22 protein-coding genes are annotated in these 22,649 nt (G+C 36.3%); 7 read left to right on the forward strand and 15 right to left on the reverse strand.

Annotated features, from left to right (window positions below; all coding sequences use genetic code 11):
• Window positions 1-16: 16 nt before the first annotated feature.
• From CER22_RS05975 to CER22_RS05990, 4 genes are read right to left on the reverse strand one after another with little or no spacing between them, the layout of a single operon-like run.
• On the reverse strand, window positions 17-910 hold the full coding sequence (locus CER22_RS05975; RefSeq protein WP_088608371.1) for an RluA family pseudouridine synthase: 894 nt from the start codon (window positions 908-910) through the stop codon (window positions 17-19).
• Between the two features lie 15 nt (window positions 911-925).
• Window positions 926-1,723 (reverse strand): NAD kinase, encoded by a 798-nt coding sequence (locus CER22_RS05980; RefSeq protein WP_000673190.1) that lies wholly within the window; start codon window positions 1,721-1,723, stop codon window positions 926-928.
• Window positions 1,724-1,741: 18 nt separating this feature from the next.
• The gene (locus CER22_RS05985) at window positions 1,742-2,380 is read right to left on the reverse strand and encodes a GTP pyrophosphokinase (protein WP_001081480.1); all 639 of its coding nucleotides are present in this window, start codon (window positions 2,378-2,380) and stop codon (window positions 1,742-1,744) included.
• A 30-nt stretch (window positions 2,381-2,410) separates the two neighbouring features.
• Window positions 2,411-2,782: a hypothetical protein gene (locus CER22_RS05990; protein ID WP_001179996.1), complete on the reverse strand. Its 372-nt coding sequence runs from the start codon at window positions 2,780-2,782 to the stop codon at window positions 2,411-2,413.
• Window positions 2,783-2,928: 146 nt separating this feature from the next.
• On the opposite strand from CER22_RS05990, the gene CER22_RS05995 reads away from it, so the two are divergent.
• The 4 genes from CER22_RS05995 to CER22_RS32960 all read left to right on the forward strand — a co-directional run bounded on the left by CER22_RS05995 (window position 2,929) and on the right by CER22_RS32960 (window position 5,383).
• A complete protein-coding gene (locus CER22_RS05995) occupies window positions 2,929-3,507 on the forward strand; it encodes a CYTH domain-containing protein (protein ID WP_048545155.1) in 579 nt (192 codons plus the stop codon).
• Between the two features lie 180 nt (window positions 3,508-3,687).
• On the forward strand, window positions 3,688-4,086 hold the full coding sequence (locus CER22_RS06000; RefSeq protein WP_000043382.1) for a globin domain-containing protein: 399 nt from the start codon (window positions 3,688-3,690) through the stop codon (window positions 4,084-4,086).
• Window positions 4,086-4,979, forward strand: coding sequence for a ClpXP adapter SpxH family protein (locus CER22_RS06005; protein WP_000360671.1), 894 nt, complete (start codon window positions 4,086-4,088; stop codon window positions 4,977-4,979). The genes CER22_RS06000 and CER22_RS06005 overlap by 1 nt, the downstream gene beginning before the upstream one ends.
• 230 nt (window positions 4,980-5,209) lie before the next feature.
• Window positions 5,210-5,383 carry a hypothetical protein gene (locus CER22_RS32960; RefSeq protein WP_046957017.1) on the forward strand — a complete coding sequence of 58 codons (174 nt, stop codon included), beginning with the start codon at window positions 5,210-5,212 and terminating at the stop codon, window positions 5,381-5,383.
• A gap of 129 nt (window positions 5,384-5,512) precedes the next feature.
• On the opposite strand, the gene pepF is transcribed toward CER22_RS32960, so the two are convergent.
• The 4 genes from pepF to mecA form a co-directional block, all read right to left on the reverse strand.
• On the reverse strand, window positions 5,513-7,339 hold the full coding sequence (gene pepF, locus CER22_RS06015) for an oligoendopeptidase F (protein ID WP_087984733.1): 1,827 nt from the start codon (window positions 7,337-7,339) through the stop codon (window positions 5,513-5,515).
• Window positions 7,340-7,389: 50 nt separating this feature from the next.
• Complete coding sequence (locus CER22_RS06020; RefSeq protein WP_088608372.1) at window positions 7,390-8,634, reverse strand: competence protein CoiA; 1,245 nt, start codon at window positions 8,632-8,634, stop codon at window positions 7,390-7,392.
• Between the two features lie 80 nt (window positions 8,635-8,714).
• Entirely contained in the window at window positions 8,715-10,259 is a 1,545-nt protein-coding gene (locus CER22_RS06025) for a cardiolipin synthase (protein ID WP_000799209.1), read from the reverse strand.
• Between the two features lie 72 nt (window positions 10,260-10,331).
• A complete protein-coding gene (gene mecA / locus CER22_RS06030) occupies window positions 10,332-11,015 on the reverse strand; it encodes an adaptor protein MecA (protein ID WP_000350711.1) in 684 nt (227 codons plus the stop codon).
• A gap of 342 nt (window positions 11,016-11,357) precedes the next feature.
• On the opposite strand from mecA, the gene CER22_RS06035 reads away from it, so the two are divergent.
• Window positions 11,358-12,032, forward strand: a complete 675-nt coding sequence (locus CER22_RS06035; protein WP_060489329.1) for a TerC family protein — start codon at window positions 11,358-11,360, stop codon at window positions 12,030-12,032.
• Window positions 12,033-12,081: 49 nt separating this feature from the next.
• On the opposite strand, the gene spx is transcribed toward CER22_RS06035, so the two are convergent.
• Window positions 12,082-12,477, reverse strand: coding sequence for a transcriptional regulator Spx (spx, locus tag CER22_RS06040; RefSeq protein WP_000258267.1), 396 nt, complete (start codon window positions 12,475-12,477; stop codon window positions 12,082-12,084).
• A gap of 594 nt (window positions 12,478-13,071) precedes the next feature.
• On the opposite strand from spx, the gene CER22_RS06050 reads away from it, so the two are divergent.
• On the forward strand, window positions 13,072-13,275 hold the full coding sequence (locus tag CER22_RS06050; RefSeq protein WP_088608373.1) for a hypothetical protein: 204 nt from the start codon (window positions 13,072-13,074) through the stop codon (window positions 13,273-13,275).
• Window positions 13,276-13,305: 30 nt separating this feature from the next.
• Here CER22_RS06050 and CER22_RS06055 read toward each other — a convergent pair whose 3' ends face one another.
• Complete coding sequence (locus CER22_RS06055; protein WP_088062468.1) at window positions 13,306-14,952, reverse strand: peptide ABC transporter substrate-binding protein; 1,647 nt, start codon at window positions 14,950-14,952, stop codon at window positions 13,306-13,308.
• Between the two features lie 352 nt (window positions 14,953-15,304).
• Here CER22_RS06055 and CER22_RS06060 point away from each other — a divergent pair, with 352 nt between their 5' ends.
• Window positions 15,305-16,750 carry an MATE family efflux transporter gene (locus CER22_RS06060; RefSeq protein ID WP_046957012.1) on the forward strand — a complete coding sequence of 482 codons (1,446 nt, stop codon included), beginning with the start codon at window positions 15,305-15,307 and terminating at the stop codon, window positions 16,748-16,750.
• A 144-nt stretch (window positions 16,751-16,894) separates the two neighbouring features.
• Here the strand turns inward: CER22_RS06060 and CER22_RS06065 are convergent, their stop codons facing one another.
• The 5 genes from CER22_RS06065 to CER22_RS06085 all read right to left on the reverse strand — a co-directional run bounded on the left by CER22_RS06065 (window position 16,895) and on the right by CER22_RS06085 (window position 22,586).
• Window positions 16,895-17,830 carry an ABC transporter ATP-binding protein gene (locus CER22_RS06065; protein ID WP_000166340.1) on the reverse strand — a complete coding sequence of 312 codons (936 nt, stop codon included), beginning with the start codon at window positions 17,828-17,830 and terminating at the stop codon, window positions 16,895-16,897.
• Entirely contained in the window at window positions 17,823-18,866 is a 1,044-nt protein-coding gene (locus tag CER22_RS06070; protein ID WP_000854346.1) for an ABC transporter ATP-binding protein, read from the reverse strand. Before CER22_RS06070 ends, CER22_RS06065 begins: the two co-directional genes overlap by 8 nt.
• An 18-nt stretch (window positions 18,867-18,884) precedes the next feature.
• Window positions 18,885-19,901, reverse strand: a complete 1,017-nt coding sequence (gene opp3C, locus CER22_RS06075; protein ID WP_000974096.1) for an oligopeptide ABC transporter permease — start codon at window positions 19,899-19,901, stop codon at window positions 18,885-18,887.
• The gene (opp3b, locus tag CER22_RS06080) at window positions 19,898-20,827 is read right to left on the reverse strand and encodes an oligopeptide ABC transporter permease (RefSeq protein WP_000534165.1); all 930 of its coding nucleotides are present in this window, start codon (window positions 20,825-20,827) and stop codon (window positions 19,898-19,900) included. Before opp3b ends, opp3C begins: the two co-directional genes overlap by 4 nt.
• 127 nt (window positions 20,828-20,954) lie before the next feature.
• Window positions 20,955-22,586, reverse strand: coding sequence for a peptide ABC transporter substrate-binding protein (locus tag CER22_RS06085; protein WP_088062466.1), 1,632 nt, complete (start codon window positions 22,584-22,586; stop codon window positions 20,955-20,957).
• Window positions 22,587-22,649 lie beyond the last annotated feature (63 nt).

Raw genomic sequence — 22,649 nt, forward strand, 5'->3', positions numbered from 1 at the left:
GAATTTTGTTCCCTTTTTAAGTATGCCTTAATACCTCTTCCATATCGCTTGGAATCGTTGTAGTGAAAGACATTTCCTTCTCTAAAATAGGATGATAAAACGTCAAAGATGTACTATGAAGTGCTTGACGTTTTATCACATCTCTTCTTCCTCCATATAAATCATCACCAAGTAACGGGTGGCCTATATGAGCCATATGTACACGAATTTGATGCGTTCTTCCGGTCTCAAGCTCAAGTGATACATGCGTCTTATGATTGGCGCTATCCATCACTCTAAAATGAGTAACTGCTCTTTGCCCATTTTCACAAACGGTTCGCTCAATAATGCTATCCGATTTTCGTCCAATCGGTGCATCAATCGTTCCTTCTCGTTCTATCATCTCACCGTGAACAATTGCTTCATATGTTCTTTTCACAGCTTTTTGTTGATGCTGTTTCGATAAAAGATGATGCACGAAACGATTTTTTGCAATAAGCATAAGCCCTGAAGTATCACGATCTAATCTTGTTACGATATGCACCGTACTTGCAAGATGCTGCTTATCATAATGAGATAAGAGCGCATTCGCAACACTACCTGCCGGATGTTCTCTAGACGGAATCGTTGACATGTTCGCCTCTTTGTTTATGACAAGAACCGCATCATCTTCATATACAATACATAAAGGGGTATCTTCTTTAATCATCCCTTCACTTCTTTCTTCCACTGGAAAAAAGACACGTAATTCTTCACCAGCTTGCAACTGATGACGAACACTGGCATGTTGATTATTTACTTCAATAGCTCCGCCGCGAAATTTTATATCCGTTAAGGCGGCTTTAGAAATCCCTTTTGTTTTTAAAAATTCTCTAACTAAAGTTCCCTCTTCAGCCGATTCTATATCCCATTTCAACGTAAATCTGTTCAAATATATAAACCCTTTCTATTTATCTGCAACAAACGAATCACGAACTCGTTTCCAGAACGGGAACGGACGGAAACGAACAAATCGTACTTTCTCGTTTGCAACGCGATACTGGATTGATTTCACATCTTGATGAACCATCGTTAAATGGTCCACCGTAATTTGTAAGTTCATTCCCGCAGCCGGCTTCAACACACATGTATGATGCTTCGGCAATACGAGTGGCGAGCCTACAGTACGAAACACACGGTTATTAATAGATGCCATTTCTGCAATTTGAATCGCTTCAATAGAAGGGTGAATAATCGCTCCGCCAAGCGCCTTATTATACGCAGTACTTCCCGAAGGAGTAGAAATACAAAGGCCATCCCCGCGGAACGTTTCAAAGTACTCTCCGCGTATTTCCACTTCTGTTACTAATGTACCTTCCGCACTTTTAACAGTTGCTTCATTCATCGCCAAATACTGTGACTCTTTACTCCCATTCACATAGCGAATAATCACTTCTAAAAGCGGATATTCCACCACTTGGAATGGTGTTTTAGCAATTGCAATTACTAATTTCTCTACTTCTGTCGGTAACCAATCTGCATAGAAACCTAAATGCCCTGTATGTACACCAACAAATGCTGTTTCATCCAATCGATTATAATAACGATGAAATGCATATAAAAGCGTTCCATCTCCCCCAACAGAAATTACAATATCGGGTTCCTTTTCATCCATTATAAATCCAAAATCTAGCAAGTATTCTTTCATCGTGCTTGCCAGTGTATCTGATGATTGATCTCCCTTTGACATAATTGTAAATTTCATCGCCCAACACCCTTTAGTTTATGATTCGGAATCTTTCGTTTCTTGTTTTCTTGAAAAAGCTTTCTGCGCTTCTTGAATCTCAAGACGAATAGAAGACATTTCTTCATCTAATAAAAACGCCGCTTCCGCTGCGCGTTGCAAGCGTATTTTAATATCTTCAGGAAAACGTCCACTATATTTATAATTTAAAGAATGCTCAATTGTTGCCCAAAAATTCATTGCTAACGTGCGTATTTGGATTTCTACCAATACTTTTTTTTCTCCCTGAATCGTTTGAACGGGGTAACTAATGACAACGTGATAAGAGCGATAGCCGCTATCTTTCTTTTGCGTGACATAATCACGTTCTTCCACGATTTCAAAGTCATTTCGTTTTCGAAGATATTCTACAACAGGCTTAATCTCATCAACAAATTGACACATCATTCGAAGGCCCGCGATGTCTTGCATATCTTCTCTCAGCCGATCTAGCGGTACATTTCTCTTCTCCGCTTTATCAATAATACTAGCAACCGACTTTACCCTACCTGTTACAAACTCAATTGGAGAATGCTCTGTTAACATTGCAAATTGAGTACGCATTCCTTTTAGTTTCACTTTCAGCTCTGCCACCGCTTGATGGTAAGGTGCTAAAAATTCTTCCCAATTTCGATTCATTTCAACCACCACCAAAATCAATCCATTTGCTTATAGAAATACTTTTTCTACAGCAGTTACTAGTTCTTCTCCGTAATTTGCATTACCTTCAATATTTTCAACTAAATATTCTACTTCTTCTTTTAAATTTTCTAATTCCATTTCAACGTCATTCACACGAACGAACATTACTATATCGTTATTCATCGCTTCATGCATTGCTTCCCAGCATGTGTGCGGAATACTTACATAAATGAAAGATGATTCGTTTTCTAAAATATATAAAAATGATAAATTGTCTGAGTCTACAAGTACGTGATTACGCGCACTTAACTCCTTTACCTCTATTTCATTATTTTCCGCACAAAAAATAAGCGCATTCTCTCTCTTTTCTACGCTCTTAACTTGAATTTTATTTTGCATGCTCTAACTCCTCCATCTCAACTTCCTGTCTTACTTAACAGTATTATTGTATCATAACATGGACGCAAACAAATAAAACATTGAACCAAATTTATGAAAAAGCGATAATGTGTAAAGAATTATTTTTTAAAAGGAGCGCGCATACAATGACACAAGAAATTGAAATTGAATTTAAAAATATTGTTACAGAAGAAGAATTCGATACATTATGTAAATCATTCTCTATTGAGGTATTTACGAAACAGGTGAATCACTACTTTGAAACACCGGGCTTCTCGTTAAAAGAAGCTGGCTCTGCACTTCGTATTCGTCATAAAGGAGAAACTTATACATTAACATTGAAACAACCTGCAGAAATCGGCTTGTTAGAAACGCATCAAGTCGTAACAGAAGACGAAGCAAGAATGATGATGGAAACAAACGGAATCATTCCAGGGGCTGTAATGGATCAACTACACAAATTACAAATTCCTGTTTCCACTTTAACTTATATGGGTAGTTTAACAACTGAAAGAGCCGAAACACTATTTGAAGGCGGAACGCTTGTCTTTGATCATAGTTTCTATTACAATCACGATGATTATGAAATTGAATTTGAAGTGCAAGATGAAGAAACAGGAAAAGCTGCATTTATTCATTTATTAAAACAGCACGACATACCAATCCGTCATACAAATAATAAAGTAAAACGCTTTTTCCTTGCCAAACAAAACAAAGCACGCTAAAGTGAAAATTCCACTAGTGAATACGTTCTACTAGTGGATATATCTCACTTTTTAAAAGGAAAAGATTCTTTTACATTTGAAAAATAAGCAAAGAACGTTATGAAGGCTGTTTATTTGCCCTCTAGAACATTCCATTGCTACAATAGATATACATTTCATGGAAAAAGGAGTTTATAAAGGATGAGCAAGCAACCGATGACACCATTTGAAGCAATTGGCGGTGAACAATGCATTGCAATATTAGTAGACACGTTTTATTCCTATGTCAGTAAACACCCTGACCTATCTCCCATCTTCCCGGATGATTTAACAGAAACCGCTAGGAAGCAGAAACAATTTTTAACGCAATATTTAGGTGGTCCTAATTTGTACACTGAAGAACATGGTCATCCTATGTTAAGAGCACGCCATCTTCCGTTTGAGATTACTCCAAAACGAGCAGAGGCTTGGCTATCATGTATGGAGCAAGCAATGGATGACACAGGAGTGCACGGTCATATAAGAGAGTTCGTTTTTGAACGTTTAGCGCTAACTGCTCAGCATATGGTTAATACTCCAAACGAAACAGGTGAAGTGTAATGGATAAGCAGGAAGCAATGCATATAAATATGCCATCTCCTTCCGCATGTGAGCATAAGTCTGTAGAAGCATATTTATTTATTGATCCACTTTGCAAAGATTGCTGGGAAATTGAGCCCTTTATTATTAAACTATGGCTTGAATACGGGAAATACTTCTCTATTCGTCATATCGTAACAGGAAAAGTGGATGGAACGAACGCTTCCTCACACAAATGGAATAAACCTGCTAATATTCGATTTGTGTGGGAAAAGACAACAAGTTTACAAGGTTTTTCATGTGATGGAAAGGTACATATGCAAGAAGCATCGTCAACACCATATTTAGTTTCGATGGCAATTAAGGCAGCGGAGTTACAGGGCCGAAAAGCAGGTTCGAAGTTTTTGCGAAAACTCCAAGAATACATTTTCCTTGAAAATGTATCAAACCCTGACTGCGAATTATTACTTGCATGTGCAAGAGATAGCGATATTGATGTAGAAGAATTTAAAAAAGACCTACATTCCGCTAGCGCAAAAAAAGCTTTCCAATGTGACTTAAAATTTACAAATGAGATGCACATTACAGAAATACCTTCTCTCGTATTCTTTCATGCGAATTCAGATGAAGAAGGTATTAAAATCGCTGGAACTTATTCCTACGACGTATACGTACAATTATTGAAAGAACTTGTAAAATGTGAAATCGAGCCAGAACCATTACCACCTTTAGAAGTGTTACTAGAAGCAACGCAATTTATATCTTCAAAAGAAGTAGCATTTATATATGACTGCTCGCAGCAAGAGATCGAGCGTGAACTGAAAAAATTACAACTGAAACGAAAAGTACAAATGATTGACGTAAAATGTGAGCGTTATTGGAAATGGATAGCAAAAGAAAAAGACCTGGTGTAAAACACCAGGTCTTTTTCTTTACGGCTTATAAAAATATTAAAGGGGATGGGAGAAATTTTCACGTTCAAACAAAGGGGTATATGTTTGTATGTGAATTCGTTCACGCTTATTATATTACAAGATTCGACGTCAGATGACAACCCCTTTTGTCGAATTTCACACTTTTGTCACATTCTAAACGTTTTCATTTCTGAATAAGCTATAAAAAAGCTATTTTGGAGGTGTTCCGTATGAAAAAAACGTATATTTTACTTATCTTACTAGCTGTCATCGTTTCTTTTTTCTTGTACATCCTCTCTCTACTACAAGCTTTTCCTAAAATTATTGCCTTCCCTCTTTTATTTGGAGTCATTGTCATCGCTCTCTCTTATTTCAACCATAAAAAACGATTTAAAGGGTTTTAACTACAAAAATCCCCTGTAAAACTGCCTTCTAATTTAGAAAAAAGAAAGAAATTCACCTTATTACTTCGACAAATATCGACAAAAAATATTAAAAACAAAAAAGACGAGGTAAATTCCTCGTCTTTACAATTACTTCTCTTCAAATAATAATGCTTCTAATTCATTTAATTTCTCTTCAAATACTTGTAGCGCTTCTTTTACCGGTTCTGGAGATGCCATATCTACTCCAGCTTTTTTCAGCACTTCAATTGGATAATCTGAGCTTCCTGCTTTTAAGAACTCATTAATGTAACGTTCTACTGCTGGTTGCCCCTCTTCTAAAATTTGTTTAGATAAAGCCGTTGCTGCACTAAATCCTGTTGCGTATTGGTATACGTAATAGTTGTAGTAGAAGTGCGGAATACGCGACCACTCTAAACCAATTTCTTCATCGATTACTAAAGCATCACCGAAATATTTCTTATTTAAATCATAGTAGATCTTCGTTAACATGTCTGGCGTAACCGCATGTCCTTCTTGTACTTTCTTATGAATAATATGCTCAAACTCTGCGAACATCGTTTGACGGAATACAGTACCACGGAATCCTTCTAAATAATGATTTAATAAGTATAGACGCTCTTTCTTATCTTCTGTCGTTTTTAATAAATAATCGTTTAGAAGTGCTTCATTACAAGTTGATGCTACTTCCGCAACGAAGATTGAATAATCACCGTATACGTGCGGCTGCGTCTTTCTTGTATAGTAACTATGCACGGAATGACCGAACTCATGAGCAAGTGTATATAAATTATTTACATTATCATGCCAGTTCATTAAAATATACGGATTTGTTCCATATGCACCAGATGAATATGCTCCGCTTCGCTTTCCTTTATTCTCATACACATCTACCCAGCGATTTTCATATGCTTCTTTTAAAATGTCAACATACTCATCACCAAGTACGTTTAAAGACTTTAATAACATGTCTTGTGCTTCTTCATACTTCACGTTCATTTTCACTTCTGGTACAAGTGGTGTATATAAATCATACATATGAAGCTCATCAAGTCCTAGTGCACGCTTACGAATATCAATGTAACGATGTAGCAAGTGTAAATTATCATTTACAGATTCAACAAGTTGATCATACACCGCTTCAGGAATATTATTATTACTTAATGCCGCTTGACGTGCAGAATCGTATTTACGAACACGCGCATTGAAATTATTACGTTTCACAGCTCCGCTTAACGTGCTTGCAAATGTGTTCTTATATTTCCCGTACGTTTCATATACAGCTTTGAATGCATCTTCGCGCACACGACGATCATCACTTTCTAAAAACTGAATGTAACGACCATGTGTAATTTCCACTTCTTCTCCATCCTCACCTTTAATAGATGGGAATTTCAAATCCGCATTATTCAACATACCAAATGTATTACTTGACGCACTCATTACTTCAGATGCTTCTGCTAATAGAGCCTCTTCCGCTTCAGATAATACATGCGGGCGTTGACGCGTAATTTCTTCTAATGCATGTTCATATACACTTAAGTCTCTATTTTCTGTCAAGAATGTTTGCAGTGTATCTTCTGAAATCGATAAAATCTCAGGCACAATATATGCTGTGCTACTAGATACTTGTGAATATAAATTTGTTGCGCGGTCATTTAATGCTTGATACACAGAGTTTGTTGTATCTTGATCGTAACGCATATGCGCATATGTATATAGCTTACCTAATCGCATTGAAATTTCGTCTTCATATTGCAATGCTTCAAGTAAATTGTTCGCAGAGTCACCAAGTTTCCCTTTAAATTCAGTTAACTTCGGTAATAGCTCTTTAATGGCTTGGAATTCTTTTTCCCATTCTGCATCTGTTTGGAAAATATCTTCTAGTCGCCACGTACTTGATTCTTCAATCTCTTTGCGATCTGGTAATGTTTTTGCTGTGTTTTGTTCAGACATCCTTTAAGCCCTCCTTTAAATATCTCTACTTACATACAATTCGATTTTTCTTATGTAATTCCTTCACGATCAGTCTTTATTATATCCCCTTTTCCTTCTCTCATGTTGTACTTTGCCTCAAATAAAGATAAGGCATACGTTAAGCAAATTTCATCATATTTTATAACTTCCTCCTCTGTTTTTAACATAACTACTTCTCTTTTTTTCCGGTACTTATAAGTCCCTACTTTCTGCAATACACCTACATAACATAAAAATGTTATATATTCAGCAACTGCTACTTTCCATATATGCCGTGAAAAGTACGGGAGCATGCGCCTTTTCGTATACGTTTTCACATAACTACATACATATCGAAGGGAAATACATTCCCCTACCGTAAGCTCACCTATACATTTTATATATAGAAAAGCTTGCCATATAAATGGATTTGTTTGAAAAGCAAATGAGGACGGGAGTGGCACACCGATTTCAGAAGGAAAATTTGCTGGGGTACATTTACATTGATATAAAAGGCGTAATAGTGACTTATGATTGTAATTCCAAATCGGCAGAGCATTTTGCCGAAAATAGCTCTTTCGCTTTTTCCATTCCTCACCTAATGTTTCTTTTCGGAAAGAGACGGGAGAAAAGAGCATTTCAAAAGTAGTCGTTTCAGTTGGTAAATAGATAATATGTGAGAAAGAGACGCTTGTAGAAAATGAAGTGAGAAACGCGCATTTCATAAATGATTTTTGTTTCGAACAGAAGAAAATAAGAAATGGCTGAGGATAAGATTGTAAGGAGAAAGCCATAAGTGAGGAGAATTTCATCCAATATGCTGATTGCCTTTTCAATTGATTTCCACCAATGATCCAAATGACCTGTATACCCGCTCGCCAATACGAATAGGTTCGTTTGTACAGCTGCTCTATAGAGAGATTGGCGCATTGGTATTCAATCGCAATTGTTCTCCCTGCTCTCTCTATGAAAATATCTGGTCGTTGCTGAATTTCTGGAAGATAGTGCTCTATATACACAGGAAAGTTTTGACGTTTGAACCACCTATATAACAATTCTTTACCGTGCATATGATACATAGATTCTGCTTCATAAAAGGCAAGACACGCGTCCATTTTCTTATGAGCAAAATGCCAACTTTTTTGTTTCCCTAATTTCATTTGCACTTCCTTCCCGCAAGCTATGCAAAAGAAGCTTTCCTTTTTACGCATACGATGTAAAAGCTCTTCATCATGATGATAGAGTAGATGGATTTTTTCTCCGTTTTCTCTTTTGGCGATAAACATCGGAATCACACCCTTTCAGCTCCTTATATTCTACAATTTATTACAAATTCCTTTTAAAAAAGAGATGTCCCAATTTCGGACATCTCTTTTTATAATAAAGGTGATAATAATCGATACGTCGATTCAACAATTCGTCTATGAAGACGCCTTTTATGAAAACGATCGACATGAATTTCACTTGATTCTTCTATATCCTCTTTATAATCTTGAACAAGTTTTCGAATGCTGTCTGTATCATATAAAAAGGCATTTACTTCAAAGTTCAAATGAAAACTTCTCATATCCATATTAGCAGTTCCAATTGAAGCTAAATCAGAATCGACAATGACAACTTTACTATGAAGAAAGCCTTTTTCGTATTCATATATCTTTACCCCTGCATCTAAAAGCTCTGGGAAGTACGATCTCGATGCGTAAAAGACGGTGCGCTTATCAGGCTTACTCGGCATTAACAAACGGACATCAATACCAGCAAGTGCAGCTACCTTTAATGCGGATAAAATATCATCATCTGGAATGAAATACGGCGTCGCAATCCAAATTGATTTCCGTGCAGATGAAATCATGGCAAAGTATAAATGTTTAATTGTTTCCCATTTATTATCTGGTCCACCTGCAACGAGCTGTACGCCTCCCCAATGATCACCCTCAACTGCTTTCGCTTGTAAATATTCAGGGGCCAACACAGCCTCACCAGTCATATAAAACCAATCTTGAAGGAAAATAAGTTGCAAACTTTGAACAGCTTCACCACGCAAATATAAATGCGTGTCTCGCCAAAAACCGAAATATTTATCCTTCCCTAAATATTCATCACCAATATTTAATCCACCGACAAATCCTTCATTTCCATCAATAATAACGATTTTCCGGTGGTTTCGATAATTAATCTTATCGTTTAAAATCGGAAAGCGCACAGGGAAAAACGGAATCATTTCTACTCCTGCATCATTCAATTCTTCAATATATGAATTCGATAATCTAAAACTTCCAACCGCATCATATAAAAAACGAACGACAACACCTTCTTTTGATTTCTGTATTAAAATATCTTTAATTTCTGTTCCAAGCTTATCATCACGCACAATGTAATATTCCATATGAATGTGGTGTTTCGCTCGTTTTAATCCATCTAAAATGGCCTGAAACGTTTCATCTCCATTTGTTAATGTTCTCGTTTCAGTTTGAAATGAAATATTTAAAGCGCCTAAGCGGTCCGCTAAACGAAATAACAGCTCTTGGTGCTTATGATTGCGTAAAATCCGTTCTTCGTAATCTTCATGCCCTTTATATTGTAAAAATGCTTGTTCATCGAGCAACGCCTTCTTTTGGAACATTCTCTTCCTCCGAAAGTTCTGTCCAAATAATAAATAAGCGAAGAATCCAAATACCGGAAAAATACCTAACACAATGAGCCATGTAAGTGTTTTAGACGGATGACGGTTCTCTAAGAAAATAACGCAGCCAATTAAAAATGCAGATACCGTAAATAAAATACTAATAATACCTAAAATCGAAACATCTTTTATACCAATTACATCCGAATAAAATGCTACATCAATAAACATACGTAACGAAACAAATAACGCGAACAATAGTAAAACAAAGAAAATCAACTTTAACGTATTTTTCATCTCTTACCTCCTTACTAAGAAAGCTTTCCTATTCTTCATATAAAAAGCCGATTTCATACTACAGAAATCGGCCTACGTTTTAGCAGGAAAATTATTGCGAATTGTTTCAAGCGCATGCTCTTTCACAATTTGTTTCCCATACTCACTTACACGATGAATTGTTAAAGTTGATTCTTCTCCGTATTCTAAAACAATACTTAAAATACGATCAATTTCTTCTTCATCATGTAGCACTTCATCGAATTCCACATATACATAATAGCGGTTCTCAAATGAATACAGCTCATCTTTTATATCTTCAAAGATAAGACGGTGGCTTAATGAAATGACATCTTCAAAATCATTAAATTTAATTAAAAATCCAAACGTACCATCTTCGTTAAAGTTTGTTCCTGCTTGTTCCTCTACCTCTTCCACTAATTCTTGCTGGAATAATGATTCAATGCCTTCATCTAGAGGAATGTCTATAATTTTATCTACACCTATTGGTAGTTCTAGCTTTTGTCCATCCTTTGAAAGCTCTGCTTTCGTTACAAGTACTTCAATCCCTTTATCGACTGCTTGCACTTGAATCCATAACGGTCCATCAATAAAGAAATCATCATGATCACGAGCTTCGTCCATCATCTCCCAAAAGAGCTCTTCACTTCGTTCGCGGTCATACCAAATTTCTTCACGATTAAACCCTCTATCCTCTATATCAATGTACGTAATAAAAAATTTCATCGTATGGTCATTAATTCTTTCAATATCCAAAATACAACTCTCCCTTCCTGCTTAGAATTGTTATGAAGGGATTCCCCACTCATATGACAAATCAATAGATTCTTGTACTCTCATTTTATGATAAGATTCTCCAGAATGGAAATAAAATCGATTTATTTTACAAAAATAGTTATATGCCTATCTTTATTCGACCATCTACACAAATATATCATTATAGCGATTTCTCACTCATGAAAAATTTGGACATACATTTCCACCCTCCCCCGTACACTGTAATAAAGTGAAACTTTTATTAGAGAAGGTGATTTAGTCTCTCTCTTCACCACATACATACAGTTCGCTTATTAAAACATTATAAATGGAGGCAGACGAATGGACTTAGAGTTTTTAACATCTGTACTAATGATTGTCGGTATCGATGTTGTATTAGGTGGTGACAACGCAATCGTCATCGCACTAGCTAGCCGAAATTTACCTGAATCGAAACGAAATAAAGCCATTTTGATTGGTACTCTTTTAGCAATCGTTCTAAGAATTATCCTTACTATACTAGCTGTCTATTTACTCGACATTCCATTTCTACAACTTATCGGGGGCGTTTTACTTACATTAATTGCAGTAAATTTACTAACTGATAATAGCAACGATCTTTCTGCTATTCAGGGGAAAACAACTTTATTTCAAGCTGTGCGTACAATTGTATTCGCAGATCTCGTTATGGGGTTTGACAACGTTATTGCCATTGCAGGTGCAGCTCACGGAAGATTTTTACTCGTAATAATCGGCTTACTCATTTCTATCCCGATTATTATTTGGGGCAGCAAACTTATTTTAATACTTATGGAACGCTTTCCATTCCTCATTTATTGCGGAGCAGCGATTCTCGCCTATACAGCAGGAAAAATGGTTACACATGAAGACAGGCTTGCAACGTTCTTTCATAATAATCCAAATTTCACCACAAACATGCCTTTCTTATTCATTTTCACTGTTCTATGCATCGGTATTATCGTGCAACAAGTTCGATTACGAAATGTGAAACATTAAAAAAAACCTTCTACTATATAATAGGTAGAAGGTTTTCATATTATTATAATTAATTTACAAGACGCTGTGCTTCACGTAATTGAAACGTTCTTACTGTACGTGGTAAGAAACGGCGGATTTCGTCTTCATTGTAACCTACTTGAAGGCGCTTCTCGTCAATCATAATTGGACGACGTAAAATCCCTGGATAGTCACGAATCATCTTATATAAATCTTGAAGTGGTAAAGACTCTAAGTTTACATTTAATTCTTGGAAAACTTTCGAACGAGTAGAAATAATCTCATCCGTTCCGCTTTCTGTCATACGTAAAATCTCTTTAATTTCCTCAATCGTTAATGGATCTGAGAAAATATTACGTTCTGTATAAGGAATATGATTTTCCTCTAGCCATAATTTCGCCTTTCTACAAGACGTACAGCTTGGAGAACTATATAATGTTACCATACAAAGCTCACTCTCCTTAAAGAGTACAAATTCTGTACTAATTACAGTTTAAATTTCTAAATTCAGCAATTTTTTACGATACCTTGTCTTATAACAAAGTGCAAAAAATCTCATTTCATGTAAGCAACAACTTTGAGCAAACAACAATTACTTTTAATAAGTAACTTCTATAATCATTATACAATAGATTTTGCAAGAAATATACAGTAAATTTCCTTCTAATTGAGAAAACTCTTCCGTGTATTCCACTGCTATGTAACATGATCACACTCACTTCAGCTGTAATTTAACAATAACCTTCAACCCTCTTAATACTGGCTTGTCATAGATTTTTCATGTGATATACAGTTATTTCCCCATAATCTTCTCTATGAAAAAGAGAACGTTTTCTTACCTTTTCTTCATAAATCAATTAAGAAATGTAAGACTATACAAGTGAGAATCGAAAGGAACATTTGTTCTCATTTTAACAAACATCCTCATCCATGTCTATACGATTTCTAAAATAAATCAATTATTTTTCTGACATTTCTTTCTTTTTTATCTTTTATCTCATACAATAAACATACAGACAGGCAAAGGGGGAATTTGCAAATGATTGCTTTTTTTATTGATTTTGTCACTGTTGCTGCCCTCATCATCGGAATCACAGCATTGATTGGTGTCATTACAAATAGCATTGGTGAAAAACTCTTTGGCGGTAAAGAAAAGATGAAGTTTGTTAATAAAAGTTTGGATGTACAATCCAGCTGGAACCAAGTTGGCGGGAAAGGTATTTATAAGAAACGTACGTATTAAAAAAAAAGCAGGCAATCACCTGCTTTTTTCTTATTTCTCTACTGACGCCCATTTAAAGCTTAAATCACCGCCATATTTATGGTTGTACATATTTTTAATTGATTCTCTTTGTATATATGCTCTACCACGTTGATATACTGGAACAATCGCAGCGTCATCAAGTAACATTTTCTCTGCTTCTAGTAAGTTTTTCCAACGGGCATTTACATCACTTCCATCTTTCTTCGCTTTCATGATAATTTCATCATATTTCGGATTAGAGTATTTCATTTTATTTTGCGATCCGTCCGTCACAAACATATCAAGGTATGTAACTGGATCTGGGAAGTCTGCACTCCATCCAGAGAATGACATGACAAAATCGCCTGCATCTTCTAGTTTTAGTTTTTGCGCAAATGGTTGTTGTTTAATTTTCACTGTTAAACCTGGTAAATTCTTTTCTAACTCACCTTTTAAATATTCACCTGTTTTCTTCGATAATTCAACATCTTCATTTAATAGCTCTAATTCAATTTCATTTTTACCAAGCTCTTTTTTACCAGCTTCCCAATATTTCTTCGCTTCTTTCACGTTTGGTTTTACAATATCTCCATTTACAGCACGGAAGTCTTTTTTATCCGGCCCTTTAATGAAATTATCAGGAATTAATCCTGTCGCTGGCTTAGAACCGTTATTTAATAATGTATCAACGAACGGTTTACGTTCAAAAGCAAGTGAAATTGCTTTACGAATATTTTTATTTGCTAACGCTGGATCTTTTTGATTTAAACGAAGGAAGAATACAGATGTATCTTCTACTGTTTGGAAATCTGGTTTTCCTTTATATTTATCGATGAACTCCGCTAATAACGTCGCTCGATCGACTGCGTTTGTTTCATATAAATTAATTGGTGTAGACGTATCTTTAACAATATTAAAGTTTACTTCCTCAATCTTCACTTCTTTATTGTCCCAATATGACGCGCTCTTTGTCATTTTAAAGCTACGTTCATGTTGCCAATCACTTAATGTAAATGGTCCGTTATAAAGTGTTGTATTCGCTTCCAAACCAAACTTCGTACCTTGTTCTTTTACAAACTTTTCATTCACAGGATAGAAGATTGGATATACCATTAAATCTACAAGGTATGGAATTGAATTGTCTAATTCCACTTCTAATGTATGATCATCAATCGCTTTTACACCTAATTGATCCGGACTCATCTCTTTTTTATTAATTTTCTCTGCATTTTTTATATCATACATAATGTACGCTGATTTCGCAGCTGTATCTGGGTTAATTGCTCTTTGCCATGCGTATACGAAATCTTTCGCCGTCACAGGCTCACCATTTGACCATTTTGCGTCTTCACGTAATTTAAATGTATATTTTTTACCGTCTTCTGACTTTTGGAATTCCTTCGCTACACCAGGAACTAGCTTATCATCTTTTCCTAAACTGTATAAGCCTTCCATCGTATTAGTCATTACTCTTGAAGAAACCGCATCAGCTGATAACGCTGGATCCATCGTTGGAATTTCTTGCGTTTCAATTAGATTAATAACTTGCTTCGCACCGCTTTTCCCGCTATCCCCTTTTGCGTTCGCTTGCGGTTCATCTTTTTGGTAGCTACATGCCCCTAACATCATGCTCATCGCTACTGTTGATACTACAAAAACTGGCATCTTTTTTTTCATACTTCCACCCTCCACAAAAATGTTAGCCCTTTCATTTTCAAACAAAAAGAAATATATATATGTTCTAACAATTCATATTATACACACAAATATATTTTTTGTATATTTATATTTCTATTTTATTAAAATTTTCTGTTAAAAAATATACCTTTGTAAACGTTTCATATTGCTGATTATCCTTACTAAAGTGTTGAAAATGAATGTTTTTATATTTTTCTAAATTATCAGAGAAAAATAATTTTTATATCCTATAATACTTTGTGCATAATTATCCTTCTCTTTTTATCATAAAATAGCGCTCCCTTCATAATAAAGATATGTAGGTTAAAATGAGTGCAAAGGATAAGAAAGTATGTTACGATACACCTTGCTAAAAATAGATATCGGTAAAGAGGGGACGGACATGGCAGCAATTCAGGCAAAAAACGGGCCGACAGAGAAATTAAGTTTATTCTTATTAACATGGCCTATTTTTCTAGAAGTTTTTCTATTTATGTTAATGGGGATCGCTGATACTTTCATGTTAAGTGCATTATCAGACGATGCTGTATCTGGGGTTGGTGCAGCGAATCAATATCTCCATATCGCTATTTTGGTACTAGAAGTCATCGGGAACGGCGCAGCTATCGTCGTATCTCAATACCTCGGTTCCAAACGTTTTATGGAAGCATCTAAAATATCAGCTTTAGCCGTCACATTAAATTTAGTGGTCGGACTCATTATAAGCGCTGGTTTTCTTTTATTTTCAAAACATATGATGATGGCAATGAACTTACAAGGCGATGTACTCATGTATGCGCAAAACTATTTATCCATCGTCGGAGGCGCTATTTTCCTTCAAGCTATTATTAATTCATTAGCCGCAATTATCCGCGTACACGGCTTCACAAAGCAAGCGATGTTTATTTCACTTGGAATGAATATTATTCATATCGCTGGAAACTATGTACTCATTTTCGGGAAATTTGGTTTCCCAGAACTCGGTGTACAAGGGGCTGCCATTTCTTCTGCTGTCAGCCGACTTATCGCACTTATCGTTTTCTTCTGGTTACTGTACCGCGTTATGGAATACCGTGTGAAATTACAATATTACTTCACCTTATCAAAGGAATACATCGGAAAAATTTTAAAAATCGGGATTCCATCTGCATTTGAGCAGGTTATGTATCAAGCTTGCCAAATTGTCTTCTTATACTATGCAACATACTTAGGAACGGAATCATTAGCGGCTAGACAATACGCTACGAACATTTCTATGTTCACTTATTTATTCGCGATTGCGATCGGTATGGGAACAGCCATTATTATCGGACGCCTCGTTGGCGGTGGTGAAAAAGATGAAGCGTATGAACGCGTATGGAAAAGTGTAAAATGGGCAATTGGCGTCACTTTATGTATGGTCGCTCTCGTCGTTACATTCCGTACACAATTAATGGGACTATTTACAGATAATCCGCACATTATTACGTTAGGTGCGTCAGTTCTTTTACTAAGTGTGCTACTTGAAACGGGACGTACGATGAATATCGTCATTATCAATTCACTTCGCGCAGCTGGTGATGCAAAGTACCCAGTTTTGATCGGAGCATTCTCTATGGTGTTAATGAGTTTACCACTCGGTTACTTTTTCGCCTTCCATTTAGATATGGGGCTCGTTGGTATTTGGTTAGCGATTGCTATTGATGAATGGACACGTGCCATTATTATGTTCTTCCGCTGGAAAAGTAGGGCGTGGGAACGTTATGCACTCGTTAAACCTGAAGAACAAGAGGAAATTGTTTCTGTTCAAGCACAGTAACACTCGTTTAATTAAGGTGTAGTCATTCGTAAAGGAAACTTATATCTGCGATTCTTTAAATATATCGACTTACCGAGAAATGTTGACAAATCTATTATATAGTAGAAAAAAGCCAATCTTCTTAACGGAAGATTGGCTTTTTTATTATTGATAAATCTCTTTATATTTCTTATACTCTGCTTCAGAACATAATACGAAATGTCCTGGGCGAATTTCACGCATTGTTGGTGCTTCACTAGCATAATCATGCTGAGATGGATCGTATACGATACGTTTACGATTGCGCTCATAATCTGGATCTGGAAGCGGAATTGCTGATAATAGTGATTTCGTATATGGATGAATTGGATTCGCATATAACTCTTCACTTGTTGTTAGCTCAACGATTTGACCACGGTACATTACGCCGATGCGATCACTAATGTATTTTACCATTGATAAATCATGGGCAATGAATAAGTATGTTAAACCTTTTTCCTTTTGTAACTTTTTCAGTAAGTTTACAACTTGCGCCTGGATTGATACGTCAAGTGCTGAGATTGGCTCATCGGCAATGATAAATTCAGGCTCTACAGCAAGTGCGCGAGCGATACCGATACGTTGACGTTGTCCACCTGAGAATTCATGCGGGAAACGGTTTGCGTGCTCTTTATTTAAACCAACTGTGATTAATAATTCATGAACACGGTCCATACGCTCTTTTTTGCCTTTTGCTAGTCCGTGAATATCAATACCTTCTGCAATAATATCCCCTACTGTCATACGAGGGTTTAATGATGCATATGGATCTTGGAAAATCATTTGCATTTTACGGTTGAATTTCTTTAGCTCTGCACGTGATTTTTTACCATGTACATTTTCACCATCGAACAACACTTCACCAGCAGTTGCATCATATAAACGAATAATCGTTCTTCCAGTTGTCGATTTACCACAACCTGATTCTCCTACAAGACCAAATGTTTCTCCGCGGTAAATATCAAATGAAATATCATTAACCGCTTTGACAACACCACCACTCACGTCGAAGTGCTGTTTTACATTTTTTACTTCAATTAATTTCTCACGTTGTTTAGTCATGTTGTTCACCTGCTTTCATTTGAAGAATGCGTTTTTCAACGACTGCCGGTGGTTTTACTTCTGGAGCTTGCTCGTGAAGTAACCAAGTTGCCGCATAGTGTGTATCACTTACTTTAAATAAAGGTGGGTCCATTTCAAAATCAATTTTCAATGCCTGTGGATTACGTGGTGCAAAAGCATCCCCCTTTGGCGGCTTTAATAAATCTGGAGGCGTTCCAGGGATTGCGTATAACTCTTCTTCTGAACCATCTAAACTTGGCATAGATGCGATTAAGCCCCAAGTGTATGGATGTTTTGGATTGTAGAAAATTTCATCAACCGTTCCAATTTCAACAACTTTACCTGCATACATAACTGCTACGCGGTCCGCAACGTTTGCCACTACACCTAAGTCATGTGTAATGAAAATGATTGCCGCTTCTGTTTTTTGCTGAATGTCCTTCATAAGCTCTAAAATTTGCGCCTGAATTGTAACGTCTAGCGCTGTTGTCGGCTCATCGGCAATTAATAATTTTGGGTTACAAGCTAACGCCATCGCAATAACTACACGCTGTCTCATACCACCTGAGAATTGGTGAGGATATTGTTTTAAACGCGCTTCTGGATTCGGAATACCTACAAGGTCGATTAATTCTAACGCAACTTTACGTGCGTCTGCTTTACTCATCCCTTGGTGTTTAATAAGACCTTCCATAATTTGATTCCCAATTGTCATCGTTGGATTTAATGATGTCATTGGATCTTGGAAAATCATCGCGATATCTTTCCCGCGCACTTGCTGCATTTCTTTTTCTGTCAGTTTCGTTAAGTCACGACCTTCAAATACGATTTCACCGTTTTTAATACGCCCTGGAGGATTCGGAATTAATCCCATTAACGCTTTAGAAGTAACTGATTTACCAGAACCAGATTCTCCTACAATCGCTAATGTTTCTCCTTTTTTTAAATCAAAAGTAACACCGCGTACAGCTTGTACTTCACCTGCATGTGTATCAAAGGAGACTTGCAAATCTTTTACCTCTAGCAATGTTTTCATTTTTACTTCTCCCCTCTTTTACTTACGCATTTTTGGATCTAACGCGTCGCGTAATCCGTCTGCCATTAAGTTGAATGCTAAGATTAACATACTGATGACAACCGCTGGGATGAACATCATATGTGGATACGTTTGAATTGATTTATAACCGTCATTTACAAGAGAACCAAGTGATGCGAATGGTGGCTGAATACCTAAACCGATGAAGCTTAAGAACGCCTCACCAAACACTGCTGTTGGAATTGTAAACATTGTCATTACGATAATTGGTCCCATTACGTTCGGGATTAAGTGTTTTACAATTAATTGTGTATTTGTTGCACCTAATGTACGAGATGCTAATACATATTCTTGATTTTTTAATTTCAGGATTTGTCCACGAACGATACGTGACATCCCTATCCAGCCTGTAATCGCCATTGCTAGTGTAATTGACCATATACCAGATCCCATAATGATTACCATTAAAATAACGATGATTAAGTATGGAATACCGTTAATAATCTCCATAACACGTTGCATAATATTATCTACTCTACCGCCATAGAACGCTGAAATACCTCCATAAGCAACCCCAATTACTAAGTCAATCGCCGCTGCTAAAAGAGCGATATATAATGATACACGCGTACCTTCCCATGTTCTTGTCCATAAATCGCGGCCAAGATCATCTGTACCAAACCAGAAATACTCTTTAATATCACGTTTTTCATATTGGTCAACACCATATTGATCCGTACCGTCAAATGGTAGCCAATGAACATTTTCAATAACAGGAATTTTCGGTGGTAATTTCGCACGACCTAAGTCTTGCTCTTTATACGAATGCTTACTTACCATCGGTCCTAAGATGGCTAGTAATATAATAAGCGCTAATAAAACGAAACCGAACATTGCTCCTTTATGTTGGAACAAACGTCTTCTTACATCTTGCCAAAACGTTAAGCTTGGACGGGCAATGACTTCATTATCAACATTATTTTGATTGGCTTGTTGAAATAAATCTGGAGATAATTTTTGTACATCTTTCATCATTTTTTCCCTCCCGCTAAACGAATACGAGGATCAATAATTCCGTATAAAATATCGACAATGAAAATAACTAAGATGAAAATCGCACTATAGAAAATTGTAGTTCCCATAATAACTGTATAGTCATTCACTGTAATAGATTTAACGAACTGTTCCCCTAGTCCTGGTACAGCATAAATTTGCTCAATAACTAATGTCCCTGTAATTAAACCTGCAACCATTGGTCCTAAAATTGTTACTACTGGAATTAACGCGTTACGAAGTGCGTGTTTAATAATGATAACACCTTGGCTAATTCCTTTCGCTTTCGCTGTTAAAATGTAATCAGCTTGCATAACTTCAATTAACTCTGCACGAGCGAAACGTGCGATTGTTGCGATAACTGCCATCGATAAAGCGATTGTAGGCATTACGGTAAACTCTGGTCCTTTCCAGAATGCTACTGGGAACCACCCAAGTTTTACCCCTACGAAATATTGTAGTAATGCGGCGAATACGAACGATGGTACCGACATCCCGAGTACGGAAATAATTGTCGCCCCATAATCGACCCACGTATTGTTACGAAGTGCCGCAACGATTCCTAAAATTAAACCGATAAATGTTCCTAATATAATCGCTTGTAAACCAAGTTGTGCTGATGGTCCAATGCGATCCACAATCATATCTGTTACTGGACGGTTATCATATTGGAATGATACCCCTAAATCACCTTTTGCTAAGTTACCTAAGTAACGTGCATATTGAACTGGTACTGGATCATTTAAGCCATATTTTTCAAGAATGATTTCTTTTTGTGCCGGTGATAGTTTCTCCTGGTTTTTAAGCGGAGAACCCGGAAGTAATTTCATCAAAAAGAAAGTCAGTGTAGTAATTAAAAATAATGTCAAAGCCATGTACACGAAACGTTTTAATACATAACGTCCCATAGTCAAGCACCTCCCCGTTTTTCTCAAAAGCAATAAGATAGTTTAAAATATTCTTACTTTTATTTTTTTAAAATAAGAGCATACGCCCATCATAGGCATATACCCTTATTCATGATGGAAACCATTTTTAGTTTTTTAGTTCAACCCACTTATAGCTAAATTCTCCGCCATATTTATGTTCTAATAGGCCAGTAATTGAGCCACGTTGTAAATAAGCTTTTCCTGGTTGATATACTGGAGCAATCGCTGCATCTTCAAGCAGTTGTTTTTCTGCTTGTAATAATGCATCCCAGCGAGCTTGTACATCAACTTCTGTTTTCGCTTTTTTAATTAAATCATCATACGCTGCATTTGCGTAATTTACTTTGTTTTGCGCATTACCTGTCGTATACATTTCAAGGAATGACATTGGATCCATATAATCTGGACTCCATCCCGCGTATGACATTGCGTAATCTCCACTTGCTTCAAGTTTTAATTTTTGTGCAAATGGCTGCATTTTTGTTGAAACTGTTAAACCTGGTAAGTTCTTTTCAAATTGGCCTTTTAAATACTCTCCGATTTTTTTAGCATCATCAGTATCAAAGTTTAATAGCTCTAACTCTACTTTGTCTACACCAAGTTCTTTTTTACCAGCTTCCCAGTATTTTTGAGCTTCTTTAATATCCTCTTTTATAAGCTTTCCGTTTTCTTCACGGAAGTCTTTTCCATTCGGACCTTTTGCTAAGCCTTTCGGAACAAAACCATATATCCCCTCTGAACCATCGTTTAAGATAACTTTCCCGATATTTTCACGCTCAAAGGACATTGCAATTGCTTTTCGGATATTTTTATTTGCTAAAAATTTATTCTTTTCATTTAAGCGAATAAATTGTGTAGATGGTCTCTTAATCGTTTTAAAGTCAGCATCTGATTTGTATTTGTCTACAAACTCTGATGTTAAGACTACACGATCAATTGCTTTCGTTTCATATAAATTTATAGCAGTTGAACGATCCTTAACAATATTGAAGTTTATTTCCTCAAGTTTTACTTCTTTATTTTCCCAATACGTTGGATTCTTCGTAAGTTTGAAGCTTTGTTCATGCTTCCATTCATTTAATACGAATGGACCATTATAAAGTGTCGTATTGGATTCTAATCCAAATTTTGCTCCTTGTTCTGTTACAAACTTCTCATTCAAAGGATACAATGTTGGATAGACTGTTAAACTTACAAAATAAGGAACAGGGTTATCTAATTCCACTTCAAGTGTATAATCATCAATTGCCTTTACACCAAGCTCTTCAACTGGCAATTCTTTTTTGTTAACTTTCTCCGCGTTTTTAACATCAAATAGTATGTAAGCAAACTTGGCACCTGTGTTTGAATCTACAGCTCTTCGCCAAGAATAAACGAAGTCTTTCGCTGTTACAGGTTCACCATTAGACCATTTCGCATCTTCACGTAACTTAAACACATACTTTTTGCCATCCTCTGATTTCTCATAAGATTTAGCGACACCTGGAACAAGCTTATCGTCTTTCCCCAGACGATATAATCCTTCCATTGTGTTATTCATGATGTTAGAAGATGCTGCATCTGTTGATAACGTCGTATCCATAGTTGGGATTTCAGCTGTCTCGGTTAGATTTAACACTTGCTTGTTTGAGGATTTTTCTTTTGCGCCTGCTTTATTATCCTCTTTTTGGTAACTACAAGCTCCTAACATACTGACAGTCAACGTCGATGCAAGTAATAACGGTATCTTTTTCTTCATGTTGTGTTGCCTCCCCTAATTGCACTTCCTGTACCCTCACTTGTAAAAAAGTAGAATTGAAAG

It is taken from the genome of Bacillus sp. K2I17, from assembly GCF_002209985.1.
GTDB lineage: Bacteria > Bacillota > Bacilli > Bacillales > Bacillaceae_G > Bacillus_A > Bacillus_A wiedmannii.

What these genes read in the sequence shown, in the direction of transcription:
- CER22_RS06055 (WP_088062468.1), bottom strand. Translation starts at nt 14,952, where the DNA reads ATGAAAAAAAAGATGCCAGTTTTTGTAGTATCAACAGTAGCGATGAGC.
- spx (WP_000258267.1), bottom strand. Translation starts at nt 12,477, where the DNA reads ATGGTAACATTATATAGTTCTCCAAGCTGTACGTCTTGTAGAAAGGCG.
- CER22_RS06035 (WP_060489329.1), top strand. Translation starts at nt 11,358, where the DNA reads ATGGACTTAGAGTTTTTAACATCTGTACTAATGATTGTCGGTATCGAT.
- CER22_RS06065 (WP_000166340.1), bottom strand. Translation starts at nt 17,830, where the DNA reads ATGACTAAACAACGTGAGAAATTAATTGAAGTAAAAAATGTAAAACAG.
- CER22_RS06085 (WP_088062466.1), bottom strand. Translation starts at nt 22,586, where the DNA reads ATGAAGAAAAAGATACCGTTATTACTTGCATCGACGTTGACTGTCAGT.
- opp3b (WP_000534165.1), bottom strand. Translation starts at nt 20,827, where the DNA reads ATGGGACGTTATGTATTAAAACGTTTCGTGTACATGGCTTTGACATTA.
- CER22_RS06050 (WP_088608373.1), top strand. Translation starts at nt 13,072, where the DNA reads ATGATTGCTTTTTTTATTGATTTTGTCACTGTTGCTGCCCTCATCATC.
- CER22_RS05980 (WP_000673190.1), bottom strand. Translation starts at nt 1,723, where the DNA reads ATGAAATTTACAATTATGTCAAAGGGAGATCAATCATCAGATACACTG.
- CER22_RS05995 (WP_048545155.1), top strand. Translation starts at nt 2,929, where the DNA reads ATGACACAAGAAATTGAAATTGAATTTAAAAATATTGTTACAGAAGAA.
- CER22_RS05985 (WP_001081480.1), bottom strand. Translation starts at nt 2,380, where the DNA reads ATGAATCGAAATTGGGAAGAATTTTTAGCACCTTACCATCAAGCGGTG.
- CER22_RS06070 (WP_000854346.1), bottom strand. Translation starts at nt 18,866, where the DNA reads ATGAAAACATTGCTAGAGGTAAAAGATTTGCAAGTCTCCTTTGATACA.
- CER22_RS06025 (WP_000799209.1), bottom strand. Translation starts at nt 10,259, where the DNA reads ATGAAAAATACGTTAAAGTTGATTTTCTTTGTTTTACTATTGTTCGCG.
- CER22_RS06005 (WP_000360671.1), top strand. Translation starts at nt 4,086, where the DNA reads ATGGATAAGCAGGAAGCAATGCATATAAATATGCCATCTCCTTCCGCA.
- CER22_RS05990 (WP_001179996.1), bottom strand. Translation starts at nt 2,782, where the DNA reads ATGCAAAATAAAATTCAAGTTAAGAGCGTAGAAAAGAGAGAGAATGCG.
- CER22_RS06000 (WP_000043382.1), top strand. Translation starts at nt 3,688, where the DNA reads ATGAGCAAGCAACCGATGACACCATTTGAAGCAATTGGCGGTGAACAA.
- pepF (WP_087984733.1), bottom strand. Translation starts at nt 7,339, where the DNA reads ATGTCTGAACAAAACACAGCAAAAACATTACCAGATCGCAAAGAGATT.
- CER22_RS32960 (WP_046957017.1), top strand. Translation starts at nt 5,210, where the DNA reads ATGAAAAAAACGTATATTTTACTTATCTTACTAGCTGTCATCGTTTCT.
- opp3C (WP_000974096.1), bottom strand. Translation starts at nt 19,901, where the DNA reads ATGATGAAAGATGTACAAAAATTATCTCCAGATTTATTTCAACAAGCC.
- CER22_RS06060 (WP_046957012.1), top strand. Translation starts at nt 15,305, where the DNA reads ATGTTACGATACACCTTGCTAAAAATAGATATCGGTAAAGAGGGGACG.